Origin of the sequence: Escherichia sp. MOD1-EC6300, assembly GCF_002965045.1 — a bacterium.
Taxonomy (GTDB): domain Bacteria; phylum Pseudomonadota; class Gammaproteobacteria; order Enterobacterales; family Enterobacteriaceae; genus Escherichia; species Escherichia coli_F.
Window position 1 is genome coordinate 1 of sequence record NZ_PTRH01000012.1, and the last position, 21452, is coordinate 21452.

Annotated in this window: 24 protein-coding genes; 9 read left to right on the top strand and 15 right to left on the bottom strand. The window is 53.7% G+C overall.

Annotated elements, in window-relative coordinates:
* The 9 genes from BGE37_RS26015 to BGE37_RS17485 all read right to left on the bottom strand — a co-directional run.
* A partial coding sequence (locus tag BGE37_RS26015; RefSeq protein ID WP_369758995.1) for a hypothetical protein occupies positions 1-76 on the bottom strand: 76 nt, incomplete at its 3' end.
* A gap of 202 nt (positions 77-278) precedes the next feature.
* Positions 279-680: a nickel-responsive transcriptional regulator NikR gene (gene nikR, locus BGE37_RS17450; RefSeq protein ID WP_001190062.1), complete on the bottom strand. Its 402-nt coding sequence runs from the start codon at positions 678-680 to the stop codon at positions 279-281.
* Between the two features lie 4 nt (positions 681-684).
* Positions 685-1491 carry a nickel import ATP-binding protein NikE gene (gene nikE / locus BGE37_RS17455; protein ID WP_105288265.1) on the bottom strand — a complete coding sequence of 269 codons (807 nt, stop codon included), beginning with the start codon at positions 1489-1491 and terminating at the stop codon, positions 685-687.
* Positions 1488-2252: a nickel import ATP-binding protein NikD gene (gene nikD / locus BGE37_RS17460; protein WP_103253587.1), complete on the bottom strand. Its 765-nt coding sequence runs from the start codon at positions 2250-2252 to the stop codon at positions 1488-1490. The genes nikE and nikD overlap by 4 nt, the downstream gene beginning before the upstream one ends.
* Positions 2252-3085, bottom strand: a complete 834-nt coding sequence (gene nikC / locus BGE37_RS17465; RefSeq protein WP_001008971.1) for a nickel ABC transporter permease subunit NikC — start codon at positions 3083-3085, stop codon at positions 2252-2254. Before nikC ends, nikD begins: the two co-directional genes overlap by 1 nt.
* The gene (nikB, locus tag BGE37_RS17470; protein ID WP_000947080.1) at positions 3082-4026 is read right to left on the bottom strand and encodes a nickel ABC transporter permease subunit NikB; all 945 of its coding nucleotides are present in this window, start codon (positions 4024-4026) and stop codon (positions 3082-3084) included. The genes nikC and nikB overlap by 4 nt, the downstream gene beginning before the upstream one ends.
* Positions 4026-5600, bottom strand: coding sequence for a nickel ABC transporter substrate-binding protein (gene nikA / locus BGE37_RS17475; protein ID WP_105277432.1), 1575 nt, complete (start codon positions 5598-5600; stop codon positions 4026-4028). The genes nikB and nikA overlap by 1 nt, the downstream gene beginning before the upstream one ends.
* Before the next feature lie 110 nt (positions 5601-5710).
* Positions 5711-6298, bottom strand: coding sequence for a 4'-phosphopantetheinyl transferase AcpT (acpT, locus tag BGE37_RS17480; RefSeq protein WP_032185350.1), 588 nt, complete (start codon positions 6296-6298; stop codon positions 5711-5713).
* A 54-nt stretch (positions 6299-6352) separates the two neighbouring features.
* On the bottom strand, positions 6353-7402 hold the full coding sequence (locus BGE37_RS17485; RefSeq protein ID WP_001353619.1) for an AI-2E family transporter: 1050 nt from the start codon (positions 7400-7402) through the stop codon (positions 6353-6355).
* Between the two features lie 98 nt (positions 7403-7500).
* Here BGE37_RS17485 and BGE37_RS17490 point away from each other — a divergent pair, with 98 nt between their 5' ends.
* Positions 7501-8751 (top strand): MFS transporter, encoded by a 1251-nt coding sequence (locus tag BGE37_RS17490; RefSeq protein ID WP_123057336.1) that lies wholly within the window; start codon positions 7501-7503, stop codon positions 8749-8751.
* A gap of 3 nt (positions 8752-8754) precedes the next feature.
* On the opposite strand, the gene dcrB is transcribed toward BGE37_RS17490, so the two are convergent.
* Both dcrB and BGE37_RS17500 read right to left on the bottom strand, forming a co-directional pair.
* Positions 8755-9312 carry a phage sensitivity protein DcrB gene (gene dcrB / locus BGE37_RS17495; protein ID WP_001245295.1) on the bottom strand — a complete coding sequence of 186 codons (558 nt, stop codon included), beginning with the start codon at positions 9310-9312 and terminating at the stop codon, positions 8755-8757.
* A gap of 72 nt (positions 9313-9384) precedes the next feature.
* Positions 9385-10050, bottom strand: coding sequence for a 7-cyano-7-deazaguanine/7-aminomethyl-7-deazaguanine transporter (locus BGE37_RS17500; protein WP_001100467.1), 666 nt, complete (start codon positions 10048-10050; stop codon positions 9385-9387).
* A gap of 220 nt (positions 10051-10270) precedes the next feature.
* Between BGE37_RS17500 and tusA the strand changes: the two genes are divergently transcribed.
* Positions 10271-10516 carry a sulfurtransferase TusA gene (tusA, locus tag BGE37_RS17505; protein WP_000130623.1) on the top strand — a complete coding sequence of 82 codons (246 nt, stop codon included), beginning with the start codon at positions 10271-10273 and terminating at the stop codon, positions 10514-10516.
* A 314-nt stretch (positions 10517-10830) separates the two neighbouring features.
* On the top strand, positions 10831-11139 hold the full coding sequence (locus tag BGE37_RS17510; RefSeq protein ID WP_000385055.1) for a hypothetical protein: 309 nt from the start codon (positions 10831-10833) through the stop codon (positions 11137-11139).
* A gap of 32 nt (positions 11140-11171) precedes the next feature.
* On the opposite strand, the gene zntA is transcribed toward BGE37_RS17510, so the two are convergent.
* Together zntA and BGE37_RS17520 are read right to left on the bottom strand one after the other, a co-directional pair.
* Positions 11172-13370 carry a Zn(II)/Cd(II)/Pb(II) translocating P-type ATPase ZntA gene (gene zntA / locus BGE37_RS17515; protein ID WP_105282206.1) on the bottom strand — a complete coding sequence of 733 codons (2199 nt, stop codon included), beginning with the start codon at positions 13368-13370 and terminating at the stop codon, positions 11172-11174.
* Between the two features lie 73 nt (positions 13371-13443).
* Entirely contained in the window at positions 13444-14070 is a 627-nt protein-coding gene (locus tag BGE37_RS17520) for a lysoplasmalogenase (protein ID WP_000964718.1), read from the bottom strand.
* Positions 14071-14210: 140 nt separating this feature from the next.
* Between BGE37_RS17520 and BGE37_RS17525 the strand changes: the two genes are divergently transcribed.
* Positions 14211-14570 (top strand): DUF2500 domain-containing protein, encoded by a 360-nt coding sequence (locus BGE37_RS17525; RefSeq protein WP_000042870.1) that lies wholly within the window; start codon positions 14211-14213, stop codon positions 14568-14570.
* 2 nt (positions 14571-14572) lie between these two features.
* Here BGE37_RS17525 and BGE37_RS17530 read toward each other — a convergent pair whose 3' ends face one another.
* A complete protein-coding gene (locus tag BGE37_RS17530) occupies positions 14573-14842 on the bottom strand; it encodes a DUF1145 family protein (RefSeq protein ID WP_032185343.1) in 270 nt (89 codons plus the stop codon).
* The gene (gene rsmD, locus BGE37_RS17535) at positions 14832-15428 is read right to left on the bottom strand and encodes a 16S rRNA (guanine(966)-N(2))-methyltransferase (protein ID WP_000743193.1); all 597 of its coding nucleotides are present in this window, start codon (positions 15426-15428) and stop codon (positions 14832-14834) included. The genes BGE37_RS17530 and rsmD overlap by 11 nt, the downstream gene beginning before the upstream one ends.
* A gap of 149 nt (positions 15429-15577) precedes the next feature.
* Between rsmD and ftsY the strand changes: the two genes are divergently transcribed.
* The 5 genes from ftsY (at position 15578) to livJ (ending at position 21312) form a co-directional block, all read left to right on the top strand.
* Positions 15578-17116: a signal recognition particle-docking protein FtsY gene (ftsY, locus tag BGE37_RS17540; RefSeq protein WP_001040621.1), complete on the top strand. Its 1539-nt coding sequence runs from the start codon at positions 15578-15580 to the stop codon at positions 17114-17116.
* A gap of 2 nt (positions 17117-17118) precedes the next feature.
* Positions 17119-17787 carry a cell division ATP-binding protein FtsE gene (gene ftsE, locus BGE37_RS17545; protein ID WP_000617723.1) on the top strand — a complete coding sequence of 223 codons (669 nt, stop codon included), beginning with the start codon at positions 17119-17121 and terminating at the stop codon, positions 17785-17787.
* Positions 17780-18838: a permease-like cell division protein FtsX gene (gene ftsX, locus BGE37_RS17550; protein ID WP_001042007.1), complete on the top strand. Its 1059-nt coding sequence runs from the start codon at positions 17780-17782 to the stop codon at positions 18836-18838. The genes ftsE and ftsX overlap by 8 nt, the downstream gene beginning before the upstream one ends.
* Positions 18839-19082: 244 nt before the next feature.
* Positions 19083-19937: an RNA polymerase sigma factor RpoH gene (gene rpoH, locus BGE37_RS17555; protein ID WP_000130217.1), complete on the top strand. Its 855-nt coding sequence runs from the start codon at positions 19083-19085 to the stop codon at positions 19935-19937.
* A gap of 271 nt (positions 19938-20208) precedes the next feature.
* Entirely contained in the window at positions 20209-21312 is a 1104-nt protein-coding gene (gene livJ, locus BGE37_RS17565) for a branched chain amino acid ABC transporter substrate-binding protein LivJ (protein ID WP_001021996.1), read from the top strand.
* Positions 21313-21452 lie beyond the last annotated feature (140 nt).

A 21452-nucleotide genomic window follows, 5' to 3' on the forward strand; every position in this document is an offset into this window, starting at 1 on the left:
CCCCGGCTGAACCCTGAACAATGCTACCGCCATACTGCGTCATGTCGCCCTGACGCGCCGCCGGTTTTCCGCTCATCGTAAAATCCTTTTCTATTATTTTAATGACAGTATCTTCATACGAAAAAGCGAAGAAAAACTTGTGGTCACAATGAATTGAAGATTTTTAGGAATATATTTAGAACGTTACAAAAGAGAAGGTTCGGATAGGGTATTTAGAGAGGAATCAGGTGTGCTAGTGGCCCTTTGTTGATCGTTCACCAAAGGACCCAATAATAGGCTTAATCTTCCTTCGGCAAGCACTGCAAATGCCCGTGCCGCACGCCGCGCTGGGCGATAACGTCATCGGCAAAATGTTGCACGTCGCCCATGTCACCTTTCAACACGGCGATTTCCAGGCAATCGTCGTGATTGATATGTACATGCAGCGTGGCAACAGAGAGATCGTGGTGATGATGCTGGGTGGAGACAATACGGCTGGCTAAGTCGCGTTTTTCGTGTTCATACACATACGACAGCACCGCGAAGCCTTGTGTGCCGTGCTGCTGGGTGGCCTCCTGCGCCAGGGCACTCCGCAAAATATCGCGGATAGCTTCGGAACGGTTGTTATAACCACGACGCTGGCTCAGGCTGTCCAGCGTCTCCAGTAAATCGTCATCAAGGGTGATGGTGACTCGTTGCATTGACTTAAACCTTTTCTGTGGCGCGACGGCGCACTGGGAATGCGGGTAATACCGCGTTTTGTAGCACACGTCCGGCGTCAGAGGAAAAGGTTAATTTATCTCCCACCACCTGGGTTTCGACAATTTGCCCGTTATCCATCACCATCACCCGCTGACAGAAGCGCTCCACCAGACGTAAGTCGTGGGTGATAAACAGGCAGGCGGTGCCAAACTGCTGTTGCAGCTTTTTCAGCAGGCGAATGACGCCCGCCTGTAACACGAGATCAAGGTTGGAAACGGCTTCATCCAGAATCAGCAGTTTCGGTTCGACCGCCAGCGCACGTGCCAGGCAGACGCGCTGGAGCTGACCGCCGCTTAACTGCGGTGGGCGTTTGTCGAGCACGCTATCGTCAAGATCGACTGCCTTCAGCATTTCGCTGGCGCGCGCCAGTTGTTCCGCTTTTTTCAGCGCCAGCAGGTGGCGCATCGGTTCACGCAGGATCTCGCGCACGGTTTTGCGCGGATTCACGGCGCTGATGGAGTCCTGAAATACCATCTGAATATCGCGGCGGAACGCTTTACGCTGGGCGCGATTGAGCTTTGCCAACGGTTCGCCGCGCCAGCTAATATTCCCTTGTGAGGGAGACTCTAAGCCTACCAGCAGCCGCGCGAGAGTGCTTTTTCCGCAGCCGCTGCGTCCCAGCAGGGCGACGGTTTCACTGCTTTTCAGGGTCAGCGAAACGTTATTGAGCACTGCCTGATGCTGGTGCTTACCGCTGAATCCACCGTGTGCGTACTGGTGTGAAAGGTCGGAGACGTTAAGTAAAGTCATGATGCCAGCTCCATACCATAAAGGGCGAGGTGAGCAGAAACCAGGCTGCGCGTTACCGCATGTTTGGGGGCGTTAAACAGTGTTTCGACATCGCCCTGTTCGACAATCTTACCGTGCGACATCACCGCCACGTCATCCGCCAGACGCGCCACTACGCCCATATCATGGGTGACCAGCAGCATTCCCGGTGCTTGTTTTTGCATAATGCTTTCCAGCAGATCCAGAATGCGTGCTTGCGCTACTACATCAAGATCGGTGGTCGGTTCATCGGCGATGATAAACGGTGATTCACATAGCACTGCCATCGCAATCATCATGCGCTGCAACATGCCGCCGCTCATCTCGAACGGGTATAGCTTCAGCACGCGTGCGGCGTTTTCCAGCCCTACCGCTTCTATAGCGGCAATAAGCGTGGCGTCATCGGCGGGTTTCCCCAGTGCCTGGCAAGTTTCCCGCGCGTGCGTGTGCATGGTGTGCAGCGGATTAAAGGCACTGCGCGGGTTCTGCATGATAGTGGCAATTTTGATACCGCGCAGGGCGCAGGGAGAAACCGGTTTGCCATCGGCCAAAATTTCCCCCGCCGTCTGGCGAACGCCAGCGGGCAGAATGCCCAGCGTCGCGGCACAGGTCAGCGACTTCCCGCTGCCACTACCGCCGACTAACGCCAGCACGCGTCCGCGTTGCAGGGTTAACGATACGCCGTGTACCAGCGGTTGCGCGGCCTGTAGCGCGATATTACGTAATTCAATCTGTTGCGGCATTAGTGTGCGTGCTCCGTCACCAGATGAGGGTCCAGATGATCGCGCAGTGCGTCACCCACCAGGTTAAAGGCCATCACGCTGATAAACAGCGCCAGTCCCGGCCAGAACATTTGCAGCGGCTGGGTCCAGATATACTGACGTGCATCGTTAATCATCACGCCCCATTCGGCGGTCGGGGCGGTCACGCCGAGACCGAGGAAGGACATCCCCGCGACGTGTAGCATCATATGGCCGATATCCAGCGTCGCCAGCACCAGCAGTGAAGGGATCACCGCGCCCGCCAGATGATCGATAAACACCCGCACATGGCCTGCGCCAGAAAGCCGTGATGCCAGCACAAACTCGCGCTGGCGCAGTGAAATCACCAGACTGCGCACCATGCGCGCGTACCACGCCCAGTGCGACAGGGCGATGGCGATAATCACATTGGTCAACCCGGTGCCGAGCACGCCGACCATAAAGAACGACAGAATCGACGTCGGGAAGGTCATAAACATATCCGCCACGCGCATGGTGGCCTGATCAACGCGCCCGCCAATCAGCCCGGCGCTGCCGCCAATAATCAGCCCTAACGCCAGCACCAACAGCAGGCAGGCCATTACCGAGCCAAGCGACACACGGGTCGCCGCCATCAGCCGTGAGAAAATATCGCGTCCTAAGTGATCGGTGCCCAGCCAGTGCTGTGCATCCGGAGAAAGCAGACGCGACGGCAAATCAATGACCTGGGGATCGTATGGCAGCCACCACTGGCTGGTGAGCGCAATCAGTGCCAGCAGGGCGATAATGATGAGCGCCAGGCGTACCGACCAGCGAGAAGAGAGGAAAAAGTTCACGCGTGCGCTCCTTCATGACGACGAATGCGCGGGTCCAGCGCGGCGTTGAGCAAATCGACAATCAAATTACAGACCACAAAAACCACCACCATCATCAGCGTAAAGCATTGGATCACCGGATAGTCACGGTTAAAAATCGCCGACACCGCATAGCGCCCGACGCCCGGCCAGGCAAAGATGTTTTCGATAATCATCGTCCCGCCAATCAGTTCGCCAATGTGCATCCCCACGGCGGTGATCATCGGCAGCGAGGCATTGCGCAGGATATGGCGGCGTTCGGTCTGTTTGTCGTTCAGGCCGCGCAGTCGCGCCCAGGTCACATGACGCTGACCGGCGACGTCCAGCATGCTGGCGCGCAGCAGACGCGCGTTAATCGCCAGCGACATAAAGGCGATGGAAACCGCAGGCAAAATGATGTGCTGCCAGCCGCCGTAACCCATCGCGGGCAGCCATTGCAGATACACTGAAAATGCCATCACCAGTAAAAACGCCAACCAGAAGTTGGGCATTGAAACGCCAAGAAACGCGATAAAACGCACGGCGAAATCCGGCAGGCGGTCGCGATGGCGCGCCGCCCAGATGCCGAGCGGCACGGAAGTGAGCAGAATTAATACCAGCGCCGCGCCCGCCAGTTCCAGCGTGGCGGGCAGGAAGGTCAGCATATCGTCCAGCACCGGGCGTTGGCTGGCGAATGAGATACCAAAGTCAAGATGCAGCGCTTTCCACAACCAGGTTCCGTACTGCACGTACAACGGCTGATCCAGCCCCAGCATGGTGCGGGTAGAAGCCAGCATTTCCGGCGTCGGCGGTAGGTTAGACAGACGCAGATAATCGAGCGCCGGGTCGCCGGTGCCGAGGCGCAGCATCAGAAAAATGATCACCGAGGCGGCGAGCACCATCGGGATCAGCAGCAGAAAGCGGCGTAATACATAACGCAACATTAAGGTTTCACCGGTTTAATCTGTTCGAACGGGATTTCGGTGGCGATCGGCGCGTAGGGGATGTTACCCAGTTCCGGTTTTGAAACCACCATCATTGAGATATAGCTGATGGGCAGATAAACCGCCTCGTCATGCAGACGGGTCAGAATGTCGCGATACAGTGCCTGACGTTGGGTTTCGTCGTGTGTCGCCAGCACTTCGCCAATCTCTTTATCAATCAGTGGCTTGTCGGCTAAACCTTGCTGTGCCTGGAAGTCAGCGTGCGACGGTACGCGCATTGAACTCAGGAAGGCGTGTGGATCGTATGGCGCGCCCCAGGTACGGTGGAAAATCATGCCAAAACGACCGTCGCGCTGACGAGCATAGATACTGCTCTCTTCTTCGCCGATCAGCGTGACATCCGCGCCAATCTGGCGCATATCAGCCTGAATGATTTCGGCCATTGATTTGCTTAACGCATCGGTGCCGATGAACGACAGTTCAATGCGCAGCGGCTGACCATTTTTCTCGCGGATGTCTTTGCCTGCGGGCAGCGTCCAGCCTGCTTGTTCCAGCAACGCTTTCGCTTTCTGCGGATCGTACTGGCGCGGTTTCAGGCCGAGATTGGCATAGGGCACGGAAGGGGCAAACAGGGTGTCGGCGACCTGCTGGGTGCCATACAACGCGTTATCGATCAGCGATTTTTTGTTTACCGCGTAATTGAGCGCTTCACGTACGGCCAGCTCGTTGGTGGGGGCTTTGGCAGTATTGAGCGCCAGCATCACGGTTTCGATCGGCTGTGACAGTTGGGTGTGGTAAGCCGGGTTCTGGCTAAAGCGGGCGAAGGTATCGAGCGGTAATAGCCCTTCATTACCGTATAGTAGATCGATATCGCCGGTTTCAAACGCTACTGCGCGGGTAGTCGGGTCTGGGATGACGTTAAAAGTGATCTTCTTAATCGCCGGCTTTTCGCCCCAGTAGTTTTCGTTACGGACGAAGACATCGTACTGATTCAGTTTCGATTCCTGCAAAACCCACGGCCCGGTGCCAATCGGCGCTTTAATCCCATTCATGGTTTCATGGTTTTTAAACTGCGAAGGGGCGATAAAGCGGAAAGGACGGGGCAGGGCCAGTTCTTGCAGGAAAGGGTAGTAGGCGCTTTTCAGGGTGATTTGCAGCTCGGTTTTACTGAGAGCTTTGACATCAACAATCTGGTTTGCCAGCTCCAGCCAGGCGTGACGTTGACGGTTGTCGAGCACAGCGCGGAAGTTTTCTGCCGCGGCCTCTGCATCAAACGGTTCACCGTTAGAGAATTTCACATCATCACGCAGGGTGAAGGTCCAGGTTTTGCCATCTTCTGAATGGGTCCAGCTTTTTGCCAGCCACGGGATCACCGAACCGTCTGCCTGATATTTCACCAGTGGTTCATAAACCATGCTCTGGGCGAACATCTGGTTGGGTGTGTAAAGGTGCGGGTTTAGTGGCCCGACATTCACCGGCCAGGCGGTGGTGATTTCATCTGGTGCAGCGGCATGGACGATAAAAGACGCACAAGCCAGCAGCGCAAATAGAGTGCGGCGTAGTGTGGAGAGCATTGTAACCCCAATGGATTAAAATAGATGGCGGAAATAAGTATGACGATTTTAAGTATTCGTCATACTGATAACCTGTTCTGGATCAATAGATGGGCAGTCGGATGGGCTGATCAGTTAACTGAATCGATCCATTGCACACTGTCGGCGGTGAGCGTAAAGGGAGTAGGGGTGCAGATCGCCAGACTTAAATTTTCAAGCTGACAATGGCTGACTGACAGCGAGGACTGATAGGTGCTGTCTACGCTGACGATTTGCCAGGCGCTGCCGCCACGTTGTTTAACGATGGCTTCTTTGCGTGTCCAGATGCGCCAGAACATTTCCAGTTGCTGATCTGGATGCACGGCGTCCATCTCGGCATGTTCTCCGAGGCTGAACACCGCGTTCGCCAGCCAGCGCCAGTTGGCACGCGGGCGAATCACTTCGATATCGCAGCCGACTTCGCCCTCATCGCTCAACAGTAGGGCAATATCGTCACCGCTATGGCTTAAGTTGAACCATAGCGGCGTTTCCGATGCGAATGCGGGTTTGCCTTGTTCGCCGTAGATGATCTCAGGTAGCGGGGAAAGCGTGTGTGAAAGCAATGCACGCCCCGCCAGCCAGCGTTCGCGCCGTGGACCTTGCGGTGCTTTATCGCGTAAAGCCGGTGGCAGTGGAGCTGCGCTTAAGGTCGAAACTTTCCCCAGAACTATCCGATACATATCAGGGCCAACGTTTAATGGAAAATGAAAGTGCGTATCGTATCACTTGTCGCCTCATCCCGGTAACCGACTTTTCGGTCTGCCCGGCCCCAGTAAGATCGCCAGTTTGCTGCCGCCTTTGGTGGTTTCCATCCAGATTTTACACACGCTAGTTAATGGCACCGAAAGCAACATACCTACCGGGCCGAGCAGCCATCCCCAAATCAATAATGAAAGAAATACCACCATGGTGGACATCCCCAGGCGATGGCCCATCATTCGCGGTTCTAAAATATTGCCGATGACCATATGGACAACTAAAAACAATGCGCCGACCAGAATACATTCGTAAACGCCATTAAACAGCAGCACCTGAATCATTGGCGGTACGGCGGAAATTACCGCGCCGATATTGGGCACGTAGTTGAGCAAAAACGCCAGTACTGCCCACATCAGCGCAAACTGTACGCCCATAAGTTCCAGCCCCAGCCAGACGATAATGCCTGTCCATAAACTTAGCAGTGTCTTCAATGCAAGATAGTGCGAAACACCTTTTAAGGCGCGGTGTAGTCCGGCGATGTGAATCTGTGGATTATTCAACGCAAAACGCATTTTGTAAGGGACGTGGCGCACTTCAAACAGCATGAAAACTACGGTCATCACCAGCAAAAGCACGCTCGCCATTGCCCCGGAAAGCCCGGTCATTAGCGCCGTGGTGAAGGTAACCACTTTTTCCGAGTCCATCCGCTGCAGCATTCGCTCCGGCGACATATGCAAATTAAGAAAAGGCAACATCTCCTGCAATTTAAAAAGTTTGCGCGTCAGCTCCTTATTAAACTTCGGCAGCATAGAGATGAATTCGTTAAACGAAGCTGCCAGTACACCGACCAGCGCGGTTAGTGCGATCAGCATCACCACCACCACAATCGTAATTGCAACGGGGCGTTGTACTCCGCGACGAATAAACCAGGTGACGAGCGGGTTGAGGACGATGGCAAAAAACAGCGCCAGTAACAGTTGCACAATGATATCTGCCGCTGCGTGAATTCCCGCGAGGATCACTACCAGCGAGGCCAGCTTGAGCAGAATGTGCATGCCCGTTTTATCGGGTTGAGGGGTTTCCATTGGGGCTTCCTTGTGACTTTTTGTATTAAGTGTAGCGGGAGTCACGCCAGCAATATTCTGATTCTTCCTGCTGATTTTCACGTCAGCACGTGGTAAAAATGAAACACTGTTGTAAAAATGTGGTGATCCTCATGCCCGAACCCGTAGCCGAACCCGCGCTAAACGGATTGCGCCTGAATTTGCGCATTGTCTCCATTGTCATGTTTAACTTCGCCAGCTACCTCACCATCGGGTTGCCGCTCGCTGTATTACCGGGCTATGTCCATGATGTGATGGGCTTTAGCGCTTTCTGGGCAGGATTGGTTATCAGCCTGCAATATTTCGCCACCTTGCTGAGCCGCCCTCATGCCGGACGTTACGCCGATTTGCTGGGACCCAAAAAGATTGTCGTCTTCGGTTTATGCGGCTGCTTTTTGAGCGGTTTGGGGTATCTGACGGCAGGGTTAACCGCCAGTCTGCCCGTCATCAGCCTGTTATTACTGTGCCTGGGGCGCGTGATCCTTGGGATTGGGCAAAGTTTTGCCGGAACGGGATCGACCCTATGGGGCGTTGGCGTGGTTGGTTCGCTGCATATCGGGCGGGTGATTTCGTGGAACGGCATTGTCACTTACGGGGCGATGGCAATGGGCGCGCCGTTAGGTGTGGTGTTTTATCACTGGGGCGGCTTGCAGGCGTTAGCGTTAATCATTATGGGTGTGGCGCTGGTGGCCATTTTGTTAGCGATCCCGCGTCCGACGGTAAAAGCCAGCAAAGGCAAACCGCTGCCGTTTCGCGCGGTGCTTGGGCGTGTCTGGTTATACGGCATGGCGCTGGCGTTGGCTTCTGCCGGATTTGGCGTTATCGCCACCTTTATCACATTGTTTTATGACGCTAAAGGCTGGGACGGTGCGGCTTTTGCGCTGACGCTGTTTAGCTGTGCGTTTGTCGGTACGCGTTTGTTATTTCCTAACGGCATTAACCGTATCGGCGGCTTAAATGTGGCGATGCTCTGCTTTAGCGTTGAGATTATTGGCCTGCTGTTGGTCGGCGTGGCGACCATGCCGTGGATGGCGAAAATTGGCGTCTTACTGGCAGGGGCGGGGTTTTCGCTGGTGTTCCCGGCGCTTGGTGTGGTGGCGGTCAAAGCAGTGCCGCAGCAGAATCAGGGGGCGGCGCTGGCAACTTACACCGTATTTATGGATTTATCGCTTGGCGTGACCGGACCACTGGCTGGGCTGGTGATGAGTTGGGCGGGCGTCCCGGTGATTTATCTGGCGGCGGCGGGACTGGTCGCAATCGCGTTATTACTGACGTGGCGATTAAAAAAACGGCCTCCGGTGGAAGTACCTGAGGCCATCTCATCATCTTAAAACTTACTGAATAACCAGCGTATTAATGATGTTTTCTGCGGTGGTCTGTGCTTTTTGCTGATCGTCAGCTGGCAGCGTAATTTGCATGGTCAGCAGTTGATTACCCACGTTACCCAGAATAACGGAAGAGTACGCCGTCTGGCCTTTCGCGGAGATAATGCTGTCTAACTGCTGCATTTTGTGACCTTTCAGCTCAATGGCTTTATTGGTTACCACTTGCAGCTGCGGATCGCGGCTACGTTGCTGATCTTCCAGGCGCTTCGCCAGCACCGCCAGATCTTCTTTCGGATCATCGCCCATGATGACGATGACTGCTTTTTGCCCGGTGGCGTCGGACCAGACATGCATGTTATTAGCCTGCGTTCCCAGCTTACCGCTCTGGTCGGTCATATCCGCTGGCAGCGAGAAACTTAACTTGCCATCAAGCAGGTTGACGGGATTCCCGGTAGCGTTACTTTCCGCGACCGAACCCTGCGCCGTAGCGTTAGTGTCTTTATCATCACAGGCCGCAAGCCCCATAACCAGCAGGCCAATTCCGACATATTTAACCAGATTGCGCATTGACTTCTTCCTTTCGATAAACGGCCATAACGGCTCATTCATCCATCTTATCACAACTCTGATAACGAACCTTTAACTCGCCTGCAAAGCGTTGATTTCGGATTTATCTGCCAGTCTTTTCAACAGCATATTGAGTAATACGCCATACATTGGCAGGAAGAAAACGATACTGATTAACACTTTGAAACAGTAATCGACCAGCGCGATTTCCATCCAGTGTTCAGCCATAAAGGCATCTGGGCTGCGCCAGAAGGCAATGAAGAAGAAGGCCAGCGTGTCGCTGACGTTCCCAAACAGGGTGGAAGCCGTCGGTGCCAGCCACCAGCGACGACTCTGACGCAGGCGGTTAAAAACGTGCACGTCGAGGATTTGCCCCAGCGCGTAGGCCATGAAACTGGCGGTGGCGATACGGGCGACAAACAGGTTGAAGTGGGCGAGCGCGCCGAACCCCTGCCATGAACCCATATAGAACAGCGACGAGATGACGTAGGAGATCAGCAATGCGGGGATCATCACCGCAAAGATGATGCGACGAGCCAGCGGCGCGCCAAAAATACGCACAGTCAGGTCGGTAGCAAGGAAAATAAACGGAAAGCTAAACGCGCCCCAGGTGGTATGGAAACCAAAAATGGATACGGGAAGCTGAACCAGATAGTTACTGGAGGTGATCACCAACAGATGAAATAACGATAACCAGAACAACGCCTTATAGCGTTGAGTTTGCGAGAAAACGTTCATATTGTACCTTTTTGATTAACCATTGGGGTGAGGGAACCCAATACGTACGACACGTCTGTTACCTTAACATAATAACGTGCTGACCCTTTTTTCGAGCCGCCGCATGATACTGCTTTACGTTGACAATGCAATGGTTAATTTTCACGCAATCGTTAACCTGGTTTGCTTACGGACTCACAGGGCGTAAACTAGCGCCGTTTTTTTATGTGATGAGAAGAAAATGACCGATCTCTTTTCCAGCCCTGACCACACACTCGACGCACTTGGCCTGCGCTGCCCGGAACCAGTAATGATGGTGCGCAAAACTGTGCGCAATATGCAGCCAGGTGAAACGTTGCTGATTATTGCTGACGATCCGGCGACGACACGCGATATTCCTGGGTTTTGTACCTTTATGGAACACGAACTGGTTGCGAAAGAGACCGATGGACTGCCTTATCGTTATTTGATTCGCAAATCGGGGTAAGGTGGATCAGGCTAGCGGACCGATCGCGCTCAATTTTGCGGCTTGAAACCGGTTTGTAGGACGGATAAGGCGTTCAAGCTGCATCTGGCGATACGGTGCACAATGCCTGATGCGACGCTGTCGCGTCTTATCATGCCTACGAGTTCTATGCTCTGTGTAGGACGGATAAGGCGTTCACGCCGCATCCGGCGGTTGTGTGTGGATGCCTGATGCGACGCTGTCGCGTCTTATCATGCCTACGAGTTCAATGCCCTGTGTAGGCCAGATAAGGCGTTTACGCCGCATCCGGCACGCAAACGTAATGGAATGCACAAATGGATTATTTAATTCCAGTTTGTCTGGCATTGCTGGGATTGCTCGCGATCTTCACCCCCAATTGGCTGATCCCTGTTTTTATCGTCGTGGGGGGATGGCTGGGGGTACTTGCCTGGGGTTGGCTCTGGCTAATGATTTTTTTACCTTTACTTAACGGTGTCGGGCTTGCTTATGCCCTGTGGTTGATGTTCAAAAGGCCATCCATAGCATCCCGCCTGGTTGCTGCATGCTGTGTTATCTCCGTCATTCTGATGTTAGCGCTTTATTATGCTTTCCTGACTATGCCGCCGTTCCCGCCTCAGCACTAAGCCTGATAGCCAGAGGCTATCAGGCAACACTTTTACTTCCTGCGCAACAATCTTAACGCATTCGCTGTTACCAGCACCGTCGCACCCGTATCTGCCAGCACCGCCAGCCATAGTCCGGTCATCCCTAACAGCGTTGTGACGAGGAAGATCCCTTTCAGCCCCAGCGCAATGGTGATGTTCTGGCGGATGTTGGCGTGAGTGGCGCGTGCCAGTTCAATCATCTGCGCCAGGCCGCGCAGGTGGTTATGGGTTAATGCTGCGTCGGCGGTTTCCAGCGCCACATCTGTGCCACTGCCCATTGCAATTCCTATGGCGGCAGCTTTCATGGCGGGCGCGTCGTTAATACCGTCACCGACCATCGCCAGAGGCGCATGTTGATTCAGCTCGGTCACCGCTTTGACTTTATCTTCTGGTAATAGGCCCGCTTTAAATTCCAGCCCCAGTTCACCGGCGATTGCCGCCGCTGCGCGTGGATTATCGCCAGTGAGGATCACCCCTTTGACACCCAGGGCGCTCAGTTCGCTGATGGCAGTTGCGGCGTCGGCGCGCAGGGTATCCTGCAATGCAATTACGCCAAGCACGTCATCGTTACGCACCACCAGTACTACCGTTTGCCCGGCGCTTTCCAGTTCGTTAATTAAACCAGCAAATGCAACAGCCGGATGTTTTCCGGCAGCGCATATCAACACGCGCTCGCCGTTAATCAGTGCTTCAATACCAGACCCGACCAGCGCCCGCTGTGATTCGGCGGCGGGAATGGCGAGTTCAGCAACCTGTGCTTCGCGTACGATGGCTTGCGCCAATGGATGCGTCGCGCCTTGCTCGACCGCCGCTGCCAGTGTCAGCAGTTCAGATTCACTAATACCCGTTGCCGGATGAATCGCGGTAACGCGCGGTTTACCGACGGTCAGCGTACCGGTTTTATCAAACGCCACCTGGGTAACACGACCTAGTTGTTCCAGCGCCGCACCGCCTTTAATCAACGCCCCACGACGCGCTGCGGCTGCCAGCCCGGAGGTGATCGCCGCAGGTGTTGAGATCACCAGCGCACACGGGCAGCCAATCAGCAGCAGCGTCAGCCCTTTATAAATCCACTCCTGCCAGCTTGCGGCAAACAGCAGCGGCGGCACCAGCGTCACCAGCAGGGCGACGGCCATAATCGCTGGCGTGTAAATACGGCTGAAACGGTCGATAAACCGCTCAATCGGTGCGCGGCGCTCTTCAGCTTCTTCGATCAGTTTCAGAATCCGGTCAATGGCGCTGGCACCCGGTTCTGACAGCACTTCCAGCGTTACCAGACGGTCTACGCTGGTGGCGCCTGCAGGAACTTTATCACCCGTCGCGCGTTCCACCGGAATGGATTCGCCGGTCAGGGCGCTTTCATCAAAACTGGCAAAGGGCGAGAGCAGTTTACCGTCGGCAGGTAAACGCCCACCTGCCGCAACTTCGATAACATCGCCCGGACGCAGGCTGTTAATTGCTACCTCTTCACGCTTGCCATTACGCAGGCGCGTGGCGGTTTCCGGTTTCAGCGCCATTAACGCGCTGACCCCTTGACGCGCGCGGCTGGCGGCCCAGCCTTCCAGTCGTTCACCAATCAAAAACAGCAGCAACACCATCGCAGCTTCAGCCGTTGCGCCAATAAACAGCGCACCAATAGCGGCTACGCTCATTAAGGTTTCAATAGCGAAGTAGCTGCCGGATTTGATCAGCCGTAATGCCTGACGAGCAATCGGGTACAGCCCAACCAGCGTGGTCGCGATAAACGCCAGTTGACCGAACGGATGATTAAACTGCTCCAGACCCCAGCTGATTGCCATCAACACGATTAGCGTAATCAGCGGCAGATTCTCTTTCAGGCGTGATTCTTGTTGTTCGTCGGCGGACTGTTCATCGCGCAGGGAATAGCCCGCTTTTTGCACCGCAGATTCAACTTGTGCACGGATGTCATTGTCGGCATCAACCACCAGTTTTTCGGTGGCGAACAGCACCTGCACCTGATTCACGCCTGCAAGCTGGCGCACGGCATTTTCTACCTTGCGCGCGCAGGCGGCGCAGTCCATGCCGCTGACTTTCCAGCTATAGCGGGTGCCGGAGACGTTTTCAGAGAGCGTTGGCGTGCTGGAACATGCGCCGTCGCAGCAACAGTCGTTGACGTTCTGTACCGTGGTTAGCGGTTTGAACGCAGAAAATTGAGGGGCTTTCTTGCCGTGATTGTCAGGAGTCGACATGGCATCCTCCGGTTAAGTTTTTTCTCATTAACCGAAGGATACACTCTGGAGTCGACTCCAGAGTCAAGTTTTATCAGAGATACAGCGAGCGGACGATGAGGAAATGTCCGGCAAAATAACAAGCGGCGGCAATCGCGTTATCCGCACGGAAGCGTCGGCGATAGTGGCTACCCAGCCAGACAAAGTTACTGATAAACAGCAACGAAGCGCCGACAAATGCAGAAAGTGCCGGAGCGGTTGGACGGAAGAACCACAGTTCACCTGCCAGCCATACCATCACCAGCGTCATGCCGATAAACGTGCAGATAGGCCAACGATACTCTTCCAGACGCGTCCAGATAATCGCCAGTAACAGCGCGCCCAGAACCAGCAATACCAGTGGCAGAGGCCAGAAGAAAGAGAGCGTCATCTGACTGGCGAAATAGATGGTGTAAAGCAGGTGCGAGAGGAAAAACGCGCCGATGGCGTACATCAGACGTTGACGTGGCAACAGGGTTAGCGCATCGCCCAGCAGTGAGGCGCACAGCCCCGCCAGCACCAGATAGCTAATGGCGTCGAACATCGGCGCTTGCCATGCCAGTAACAGCAGGAGAAGAAGGGTTAACGGTTTAAACACCCAGCGTTGCCAGGTTGGCCCACGATACGATGCATCCACAGATAGCCATGCGGAAAGACAGACTGCGATAAACGACCAAAGCATCTTAGTTCCTTGAATTCGTTATTTTTTCGTAAGCGGAATGCCTACGGTCTTGCTTCCAGTTTAGTGGCGAGGGTGGACGGATGACAACACCATAACTGGCAGGGTATGCTTATTTCCGCATTTTCCGATGAGGGATAAAGATGAGCAAACCACCTCTTTTCTTTATTGTTATCATTGGCTTAATTATCGTCGCCGCATCGTTTCGTTTTATGCAACAGCGACGGGAAAAAGCTGATAATGATATAGCGCCACTCCAGCAAAAGTTGGTGGTGGTGAGCAATAAGCGGGAAAAACCGATTAACGATCGCCGTTCGCGCCAGCAGGAAGTAACTCCGGCAGGCACCAGCATGCGCTATGAGGCGAGCTTCAAACCGCAAAGCGGAGGAATGGAACAGACGTTTCGCCTCGACGCCCAGCAGTACCATGCCCTGACAGTGGGCGATAAAGGTACGCTGAGCTATAAAGGAACGCGCTTTGTCAGCTTTGTCAGCAAACAATAAGGTTATTTTTTAACGTTAAATTTCTTCTGCCAGACCAGCAGTTCAAACACGCCGAAAAGGAAAATGCGCACCTTTTCGGCGGTGGTCATCTGCGGGCCATCTTTCGGTAAAGTGGATTTCAACAGCGCCAGCTGCATACCATGCATCAGCACGGTAAAAATCAGCGCCACGTTAACGAAAATATTCAGCGGACGCGGGAAGGGATGCACCAGGTTGAGGATTAAAAATCCCCAAACACAGAGCATTAACACACGACCAATATTAATCAGCATCACTTTCTCCTTGTGCTTCGCGTTGATACAGGCGGTAAGCCACCTGACCTGCCACTTTTTCCCGATGTAATGACCAGTTCGCCGGAACGGTGGGGAGCCCGTTTTCGACTTCGCTTTCGACATAAATCAGGGCTTCGTCAGCCAGCCAGCCGTTATCTTCCAGTAAATTTATCGTCTCTTCTAACAAGCCACGGCGGAACGGTGGATCGACAAAAACGATATTATGCGGTGTGCCTTTTTGCGCCAGGAATGACATCGCGTTGCTGTTCACCACGCGTGCATTACCTGCTTTTAGTGTCGCCAGATTCTTAATTAACTGTTGAGAAACCGCGCGATCCATCTCAATCAACGTGGCCCCCGCAGCGTAGCGCGATAACGCTTCCAGCCCCAGCGCGCCGCTCCCGGCGAAGCAATCCAGACATTGGGCGTCAACAATGACCGGAGCCAGCCAGTTAAACAACGTTTCGCGTACGCGGTCGGTGGTGGGGCGCAGACCTGGGCTATCAGGAACCGGGAGTTTACGGCCTCGCCACTGCCCGCCAATAATGCGGATTTGGCCGCTGCCGGAATGATTCGGTTTTTTCATGATAAATTGCTCAATCCGCCAGATAACACATACTTGCAGGCGGTGATGTGAATTAAGTTAAGTGATAGACTATTTCATCATTTTTTTAGCTGCTATGTACATAGCGTTAACGCTGTGCCATGAAGCAACAGCGAGGAGTGTAGTCGCAAATGGCGAAAGAAAAAAAACGTGGCTTTTTTTCCTGGCTGGGCTTTGGTCAAAAAGAGCAGACCCCGGAAAAAGAGACAGAAGTCCAGAACGAACAACCGGTTGTAGAAGAAATCGTTCCGGCGCAAGAGCCTGCGAAGGCTTCTGAACAAGCCGTTGAAGAGCAGCCGCAGGCGCATACTGAAGCCGAGGCGGAAACTTTTGCTGCCGACGTTGTGGAAGTTACTGAACAGGTTGCTGAAAGTGAAAAAGCGCAGCCTGAAGCTGTTGCTGAACCGGAAGTTATTACTGAGCCGGAAACGATAGTTGAAGAAACGCCAGCGTCAGTCATTGAACCTGAAGTTACGCCAGAGCCTGTGGCTATCGAGCGTGAAGAGCTGCCGTTGCCGGAAGACGTCAAAGCCGAAGAGGTTTCGCCAGAAGAGTGGCAGGCCGAAGCGGAAACCGTAGAGATTGTCGAAGCGGCGGAAGAAGAAGCGGCTAAAGACGAAATCACCGACGAAGAGCTGGAAGCACAGGCGCTGGCTGCCGAAGCGGCAGAAGAGGCGGTGATGGTGGTTCCTCCGGCAGAAGAAGAGCAGCCGGTGGAAGAAATCGCTCAGGAGCAGGAAAAACCGACCAAAGAAGGTTTCTTCGCGCGCCTGAAACGCAGCCTGTTAAAAACCAAAGAAAACCTCGGTTCCGGATTTATCAGCCTGTTCCGCGGTAAAAAAATCGACGATGATCTGTTTGAAGAATTGGAAGAGCAATTGCTCATCGCCGATGTGGGCGTGGAAACCACGCGTAAAATTATCACCAATCTAACAGAAGGTGCGACCCGCAAGCAGCTTCGTGATGCCGAGGCGCTCTATGGCCTATTGAAAGAAGAGATGGGTGAGATTCTGGCGAAAGTCGATGAACCGCTGAACGTTGAAGGTAAAACGCCGTTCGTGATCCTGATGGTGGGCGTCAACGGTGTGGGTAAAACCACGACGATCGGTAAGCTGGCGCGTCAGTTTGAGCAGCAGGGTAAATCAGTGATGCTGGCGGCGGGCGATACTTTCCGTGCAGCAGCGGTTGAACAGCTTCAGGTCTGGGGTCAGCGTAATAATATTCCGGTGATTGCCCAGCATACCGGTGCGGATTCCGCTTCTGTTATCTTCGACGCCATTCAGGCCGCTAAAGCGCGTAACATCGACGTTCTGATTGCCGATACCGCCGGACGCCTGCAGAACAAATCGCACTTGATGGAAGAGTTGAAGAAAATCGTCCGCGTGATGAAGAAACTCGACGTTGAAGCTCCGCATGAAGTTATGCTGACTATCGACGCCAGTACCGGGCAGAATGCAGTAAGCCAGGCCAAACTGTTCCACGAAGCCGTTGGCTTAACCGGCATCACGCTAACGAAACTGGACGGCACGGCGAAAGGCGGGGTAATTTTCTCGGTGGCTGACCAGTTTGGTATCCCTATCCGCTACATTGGTGTCGGCGAACGTATTGAGGATTTGCGTCCGTTTAAGGCGGACGACTTTATAGAGGCACTTTTTGCCCGAGAGGATTAACAATGATTCGCTTTGAACATGTCAGCAAGGCTTATCTCGGTGGGAGACAGGCGCTGCAGGGCGTTACGTTCCATATGCAGCCGGGTGAGATGGCGTTTCTGACCGGTCATTCCGGCGCAGGGAAAAGTACCCTCCTGAAGCTGATCTGTGGGATTGAGCGGCCCAGCGCCGGGAAAATCTGGTTTAGCGGCCATGACATCACGCGTCTGAAAAACCGTGAAGTTCCGTTTCTGCGCCGCCAGATTGGCATGATTTTCCAGGATCACCATCTACTGATGGACCGTACTGTCTACGATAACGTGGCGATCCCGCTGATTATCGCCGGTGCCAGCGGTGACGATATTCGTCGTCGTGTATCGGCGGCGCTGGATAAAGTCGGGCTACTGGACAAAGCGAAGAACTTCCCTATTCAGCTTTCCGGCGGTGAACAACAGCGTGTTGGCATTGCCCGCGCGGTGGTGAACAAGCCCGCGGTACTGCTGGCGGATGAACCGACCGGTAACCTTGACGACGCGTTGTCAGAAGGAATTCTACGTCTGTTTGAAGAATTTAACCGCGTTGGGGTAACCGTATTGATGGCAACGCACGACATCAACCTGATTTCGCGGCGTTCCTATCGCATGCTCACCCTGAGCGATGGTCACTTGCATGGAGGCGTGGGCCATGAATAAGCGCGATGCAATCAATCATATCCGGCAGTTTGGCGGGCGTCTGGATCGCTTCCGTAAATCGGTCGGCGGCTCTGGCGACGGCGGTCGTAACGCGCCAAAACGGGCGAAATCCTCGCCAAAACCGGTAAATCGCAAAACCAACGTTTTCAACGAACAGGTGCGCTATGCCTTCCACGGCGCATTGCAGGATCTGAAAAGTAAACCGTTCGCCACGTTTTTAACGGTGATGGTTATCGCCATCTCCCTGACGCTGCCCAGCGTCTGTTATATGGTGTACAAAAACGTTAACCAGGCGGCGACGCAGTATTATCCGTCACCGCAAATCACTGTTTATCTGCAAAAAACGCTGGATGATGACGCCGCTGCGGGTGTGGTGGCACAGTTGCAGGCCGAGCAAGGCGTAGAGAAAGTAAACTATCTTTCTCGTGAAGACGCACTGGGCGAGTTCCGTAACTGGTCTGGTTTTGGTGGTGCGCTGGATATGCTGGAGGAAAACCCGCTTCCGGCAGTGGCGGTGGTAATCCCGAAACTCGATTTTCAGGGGACCGAGTCACTGAATACCTTGCGCGATCGTATCACCCAGATCAACGGCATTGACGAAGTGCGAATGGATGACAGCTGGTTTGCCCGTCTGGCGGCGTTGACCGGGCTGGTCGGGCGCGTTTCGGCAATGATCGGCGTATTGATGGTGGCGGCAGTGTTCCTCGTCATCGGTAACAGTGTGCGTCTGAGCATCTTTGCTCGCCGTGACTCCATTAACGTACAGAAACTGATTGGTGCGACAGATGGTTTCATCCTGCGCCCGTTCCTGTACGGTGGCGCATTGCTGGGATTTTCTGGCGCATTGTTGTCATTAATTTTGTCAGAGATTCTGGTACTGCGTTTGTCTTCGGCGGTTGCGGAAGTGGCACAGGTTTTCGGAACGAGGTTTGATATCAATGGCTTATCTTTCGATGAATGTCTGCTTTTGCTGCTGGTGTGTTCGATGATTGGCTGGGTGGCAGCCTGGCTTGCCACGGTACAACATTTACGCCACTTTACGCCTGAATAATAAAAGCGTGTTATACTCTTTCCCTGCAATGGGTTCCGTAGCAGGGAAAGAGACCCCGTTGTCTCTTCCCGGTATTTCATCTCTATGTCACATTTTGTGCGTAATTTATTCACAGCGTTGCATTGAACTTGTGGATAAAATCACGGTCTGATAAAACAGTGAATGATAACCTCGTTGCTCTTAAGCTCTGGCACAGTTGTTGCTACCACTGAAGCGCCAGAAGATATCGATTGAGAGGATTTGGATGACTGACAAAATGCAAAGTTTAGCTTTAGCCCCAGTTGGCAACCTGGATTCCTACATCCGGGCAGCTAACGCGTGGCCGATGTTGTCGGCTGACGAGGAGCGGGCGCTGGCTGAAAAGCTGCATTACCATGGCGATCTGGAAGCAGCAAAAACGCTGATCCTGTCTCACCTGCGGTTTGTTGTTCATATTGCTCGTAATTATGCGGGCTATGGCCTGCCACAGGCGGATTTGATTCAGGAAGGTAACATCGGCCTGATGAAAGCAGTGCGCCGTTTTAACCCGGAAGTGGGTGTGCGCCTGGTCTCCTTCGCCGTTCACTGGATCAAAGCAGAGATCCACGAATACGTTCTGCGCAACTGGCGTATCGTCAAAGTTGCGACCACCAAAGCGCAGCGCAAACTGTTCTTCAACCTGCGTAAAACCAAGCAGCGTCTGGGCTGGTTTAATCAGGATGAAGTCGAAATGGTGGCCCGTGAACTGGGCGTAACCAGCAAAGACGTACGTGAGATGGAATCGCGTATGGCGGCACAGGACATGACCTTTGACCTGTCTTCCGATGACGATTCCGACAGCCAGCCGATGGCTCCGGTGCTTTATCTGCAGGATAAATCGTCCAACTTTGCCGACGGCATTGAAGATGATAACTGGGAAGAGCAGGCGGCAAACCGTCTGACCGACGCGATGCAGGGCCTGGATGAGCGTAGCCAGGACATTATCCGCGCACGCTGGTTGGACGAAGACAACAAGTCCACGTTGCAGGAACTGGCTGACCGTTACGGTGTTTCCGCTGAGCGTGTGCGCCAGCTGGAAAAGAACGCGATGAAAAAACTTCGCGCTGCTATTGAAGCGTAATTTCCACTATTAATCAGAGAACCCTGGATGAGAGTCCGGGGTTTTTGTTTTTTGGACCTCTGCAATAATCAATTACCCCCTCCGACAAAACGCCAATCCCCACGCAGATTGTTAATAAACTGTCAAAATAGCTATTCCAATATCATAAAAATCGGGTATGTTTTAGCAGAGTATGCTGCTAAAGCACGGGTAGTCATGCATAAAACGAAATAAAGTGCTGAACAACAACATCACAACACACGTAATAACCAGATGAATGGGGATTCTCAGGATGAATATAAAGGGTAAAGCGTTACTGGCAGGATGTATCGCGCTGGCATTCAGCAATATGGCTCTGGCAGAAGATATTAAAGTCGCGGTTGTGGGCGCAATGTCCGGTCCGGTGGCCCAGTACGGCGACCAGGAGTTTACTGGCGCAGAGCAGGCAGTTGCGGATATTAACGCTAAAGGCGGTATCAAAGGCAACAAACTGCAAATCGTAAAATATGACGATGCCTGTGACCCGAAACAGGCGGTCGCGGTGGCGAACAAAGTCGTTAACGACGGCATTAAATATGTCATTGGCCACCTCTGTTCTTCATCAACGCAGCCAGCGTCTGACATCTACGAAGACGAAGGCATTTTAATGATCACCCCAGCAGCAACCGCACCAGAGCTGACCGCCCGTGGCTATCAGCTGATCCTGCGCACCACCGGCCTGGATTCCGACCAGGGGCCGACGGCGGCGAAATATATTCTTGAGAAAGTGAAACCGCAGCGTATTGCTATCGTTCACGACAAACAGCAGTACGGCGAAGGTCTGGCGCGTGCGGTGCAGGACGGCCTGAAGAAAGGCAATGCTAACGTGGTGTTCTTTGACGGCATCACCGCCGGGGAAAAAGATTTCTCAACGCTGGTGGCGCGTTTGAAGAAAGAGAATATCGACTTCGTTTACTACGGTGGTTACCACCCGGAAATGGGGCAGATCCTGCGTCAGGCACGCGCGGCAGGGCTGAAAACTCAGTTTATGGGGCCGGAAGGCGTGGCTAACGTCTCGCTGTCTAACATTGCGGGCGAGTCAGCTGAAGGGTTGCTGGTAACCAAGCCGAAGAACTACGATCAGGTTCCGGCGAACAAACCAATTGTTGACGCGATCAAAGCGAAAAAACAGGACCCAAGCGGCGCGTTCGTCTGGACCACCTACGCCGCGCTGCAATCTTTGCAGGCGGGCCTGAATCAGTCTGACGATCCGGCTGAAATCGCCAAATACCTGAAAGCGAACTCCGTGGATACCGTGATGGGGCCGCTGACCTGGGATGAGAAAGGTGATCTGAAAGGCTTTGAGTTCGGCGTATTTGACTGGCACGCCAACGGCACGGCGACCGATGCGAAGTAATCATTAATCGGCAACTTTGGGTTGCCGCCAAATTGCTAATATCGAGTACGCATGCTTCATGCCGGATGCGGCGTAAACGCCTTATCCGGCCTACAAGATCCAAAGAAATCAGTAAATTGCAGCACACATTGTAGGCCTGA